The 2954-nt window shown below is 70.5% G+C and carries 6 protein-coding genes; 2 read left to right on the top strand and 4 right to left on the bottom strand.

Going from position 1 to position 2954, the window contains the following annotated elements; translation table 11 throughout:
- Positions 1 to 487: class I tRNA ligase family protein (locus tag V7Q31_RS18405; protein ID WP_333835296.1), on the bottom strand; the 487-nt coding region annotated here is incomplete at its 3' end.
- A gap of 144 nt (positions 488 to 631) precedes the next feature.
- Between V7Q31_RS18405 and V7Q31_RS18400 the strand changes: the two genes are divergently transcribed.
- Both V7Q31_RS18400 and V7Q31_RS18395 read left to right on the top strand, forming a co-directional pair.
- Positions 632 to 835, top strand: a complete 204-nt coding sequence (locus tag V7Q31_RS18400; protein WP_333835295.1) for a hypothetical protein — start codon at positions 632 to 634, stop codon at positions 833 to 835.
- A gap of 76 nt (positions 836 to 911) precedes the next feature.
- On the top strand, positions 912 to 1064 hold the full coding sequence (locus V7Q31_RS18395; RefSeq protein WP_333835294.1) for an entericidin A/B family lipoprotein: 153 nt from the start codon (positions 912 to 914) through the stop codon (positions 1062 to 1064).
- A 3-nt stretch (positions 1065 to 1067) separates the two neighbouring features.
- Here the strand turns inward: V7Q31_RS18395 and V7Q31_RS18390 are convergent, their stop codons facing one another.
- The 3 genes from V7Q31_RS18390 to V7Q31_RS18380 form a co-directional block, all read right to left on the bottom strand.
- Positions 1068 to 1787: an SDR family NAD(P)-dependent oxidoreductase gene (locus V7Q31_RS18390; RefSeq protein WP_333835293.1), complete on the bottom strand. Its 720-nt coding sequence runs from the start codon at positions 1785 to 1787 to the stop codon at positions 1068 to 1070.
- A 162-nt stretch (positions 1788 to 1949) separates the two neighbouring features.
- Positions 1950 to 2291 (bottom strand): carboxymuconolactone decarboxylase family protein, encoded by a 342-nt coding sequence (locus tag V7Q31_RS18385; RefSeq protein WP_333835292.1) that lies wholly within the window; start codon positions 2289 to 2291, stop codon positions 1950 to 1952.
- 76 nt (positions 2292 to 2367) lie between these two features.
- Complete coding sequence (locus V7Q31_RS18380) at positions 2368 to 2655, bottom strand: YggT family protein (protein ID WP_333835291.1); 288 nt, start codon at positions 2653 to 2655, stop codon at positions 2368 to 2370.
- Positions 2656 to 2954 lie beyond the last annotated feature (299 nt).

The raw sequence follows: 2954 nt of genomic DNA, 5'->3' as shown, positions 1-2954 counted from the left end.
GCTGCTTGGTGCAGTTCTCGCACTGGTCGCCGCGCGCGCGGTCGTAGCCGCAGTTCGGGCAGGTCCCCTCGACGTAGCGGTCGGGCAGGAAGCGGCCGTCCGTGGGCGAATAGACCTGCCGGGTGAGAACTTCCTCGATCAGACCCGCCTCCCAGAGCCGGCCTGCGAAATGCTGGGTCAGCGCATGGTTGCGCGCCGAGGAGGAGCGCCCGAAGAAATCGAAGGACAGCCGGAACCCCGCGCCGAGCGCCTTCTGCACCTCGTGCATCCGCGCGCAGTACGCGGCGACGGGTTCGCCCGCCTTGGCGGCGGCGAGTTCCGCCGGCGTGCCGTGCTCGTCCGTGGCGCAGATGTAGAGCACCTCATGGCCGCGCATCCGCATGAAACGGGAATAGGCGCAGGCCGGCAGCATCGAGCCGACCAGATTGCCCAGATGCTTGACCCCGTTGATGTAGGGCAGCGCGGAGGTGACGAGGATGCGGGCCATGCGAGCTCCCTTGGCGTGCGGTCTTCGGTGTAGCCGATCCCCCCGACCGGCGCGAGGGCGGGGCCGCCGCCCTTGACGCGGCCCGCATCGGCGACAGATCGTCGCAGGCAAAGGTCGCACGAGGGATCGAAAAGGGAGGCGCGCATGGAGCTGCTTGTCGCGACAGCATTGGGCGGTGCCGTCGCCGCCCTGTTCACCGGACGCGCTGCGGACGACGCGGACGACGCGCCGGCGCATCTGGGCGCGCTCCGCATCCCGGTCCGGGACGAGGGGCGCAGCGCCGAGGAGACCGCCGCGAAACTCGAGGCGATGATCCGCGCGCTCGACGGCGACCGGCGCGCGCGGTGAGCGTTGCGCGCGCGCGGAGCTTGGTGTTCTCTGCTCCGGCTGGTGCGGAGCGCGCCGGCCTTACGGGGAGGAGAGCATGAAGATCTGGATTCGCTGCGCGATCGTGGTCTTCGGACTGGCCGGACTTTCGGCGTGCAACACGGTCCAGGGCGTCGGCGAGGACGTGTCCGCAGGCGGAAAGGCCATCACCAAAGGCGCCGAGCAGACTCAGAAAGCGATCACGCAGTAAGGGTCACCACGGGACGACAGCGCCTGACCAGTCGAGCAGACGCCCGGACTGGTCCGGCGTCGCCCCGGCGATGACCTCAAGCAGCGCCGCAGCGCTCTGCTCCGGAGTGAACAGACGCGGCGCGGCGCTCTGGAACGGCTTCGACAGGGACGTGTCGACCGTCCCCGGCTGAAGCCCGAGCACGATGGGCGCGCCCTGCCGCCGCGCCGTCTCGATGGCGAAATTCTTCAGGATCATGTTGAGCGCCGCCTTCGAGGCGCGATAGCCGTACCAGCCGCCCACGGCGTTGTCGCCGATCGAGCCGACCCGGGCCGACAGCGCCGCGAACACTGCCCGCCGGTCGCGGCGCATCTTCGGGAGGACATGCTTGCCGACGAGCGCCGGCCCGATCGCGTTGACCGCGAAGCTCTCCGCTAGCCTCGCCGCGCTCAGCGCGCGCATGTCCTTTTCCGGGCGCAGCCGGTCGCCGTCATGCAGCAGCCCGGTCGCCACGATGGCGAGGTCGAGCGGCCCGGCCGCCTCCGCCGCCGCAGCGACCGCCGCCTCGTCGAGAATGTCGAGCGGCGCGGCGGTCATCCCCTCCGGCGCGCGCCCCGAGCGCGAAAAGCACAGCACTTCCGCGACGCCCGGATCGCGCGCGAGCGTCGCGGCGAGCGCCCCGCCGATCCCGCCCGATGCGCCGAACACCGCCGCGCGCGCCTGTGGTCCGAACCTCGCCGACATGCCGCCCTCTCCCCGCGCCTGCGCGGCGCGGAATGATGTGGCGGCGCGGCGAAATCGCCACTCCCGCCGGCCCGCGACGCGCGCCCGACGGACGCCGCCGGCGGCGAGACCGCAGATCGACCGAATCCCGCAGCGAAGCCGAGAAGTTCTCAGGCGGGCCGTCTAGGCCTTGCCGGTCTGCGCGTCGAAGGCGTCGAGCGCCTTGGCCCCGTACATCAGCGCAGGTCCGCCGCCCATATAGACGGCCATCGCGACCGTCTCGGCGATCTCCTCGCGCGTGGCGCCGAGGCGGACCAGCGCCTTGGTGTGGAACGCCACGCAGCCGTCGCACAACGCGTGGATGCCGATGCCGAGCGCGATGAATTCCTTCGTCTTGGCGTCGAGCACGCCCGGCTTGGTGGCCGCCTTCGCCAGCGCCGAGAACCCGGCCATTGCGTCCGGCGCCGCGGCGCGCAGCTCTGCGAGCTGGCCGTTGGTCTCGTCGATGAAGCCCTTCCAGTCCATGTCCTGCGTCCTCAGCCTTCGGATGTCCGCGTGTTCTGACCGATGAGGATTACCGCAGGGTTGCTGCGGCGCACACTCACATCAGGGCCCGGGCGTTGTTGCCGATGATGATCTGCAGCGCGAAGATGCCGATCAGCACCACCAGCGGCGCGAGATCCATCGGGCGCGTGTCGGGCAGGATCTTGCGGATCGGTCGATAGACGGGCTCGGTCAGCCGCGCGAGGCCGCCATAGAGGCTGCGCACGAAATCGCTGCTGGCGTTGAGCACGTTGAAGGCGAGCAGCCAGCTCAGCACCGCCTGCACGATGATGATCCAGAAGGCGATGTCGAGGATCAGGTTGAGGATCATCAGGATCGAGGCCATGCGCGCGCTCCGCTCATCGGTGTCCGACGCCGCGAAACGCCCGTCCCGCAGCGCCGGCAGGTGTAGCCGCCGAGCGCCGGCCCTGCAATGCCGCAAACCCTGCGCAACGCCCTGTCCCGCCGGGATCGGGGACGCCGCGGAGCGGTCGAAACCGTCAGCGTCGCGCAGCCGCTTGACAGTCGTGGCGCGGGAGTTCTACACGGCGTCACCGCAGCGGACGCGCCCCATCGCGCCGCATCGCGACGGCGGGGCTGTAGCTCAGATGGGAGAGCGCTGCAATCGCACTGCAGAGGTCAGGG

This window comes from Rubrimonas sp. (assembly GCF_036788415.1).
GTDB lineage: Bacteria > Pseudomonadota > Alphaproteobacteria > Rhodobacterales > Rhodobacteraceae > Rubrimonas.
This window is presented reverse-complemented; position numbering and strand designations above follow the sequence as displayed.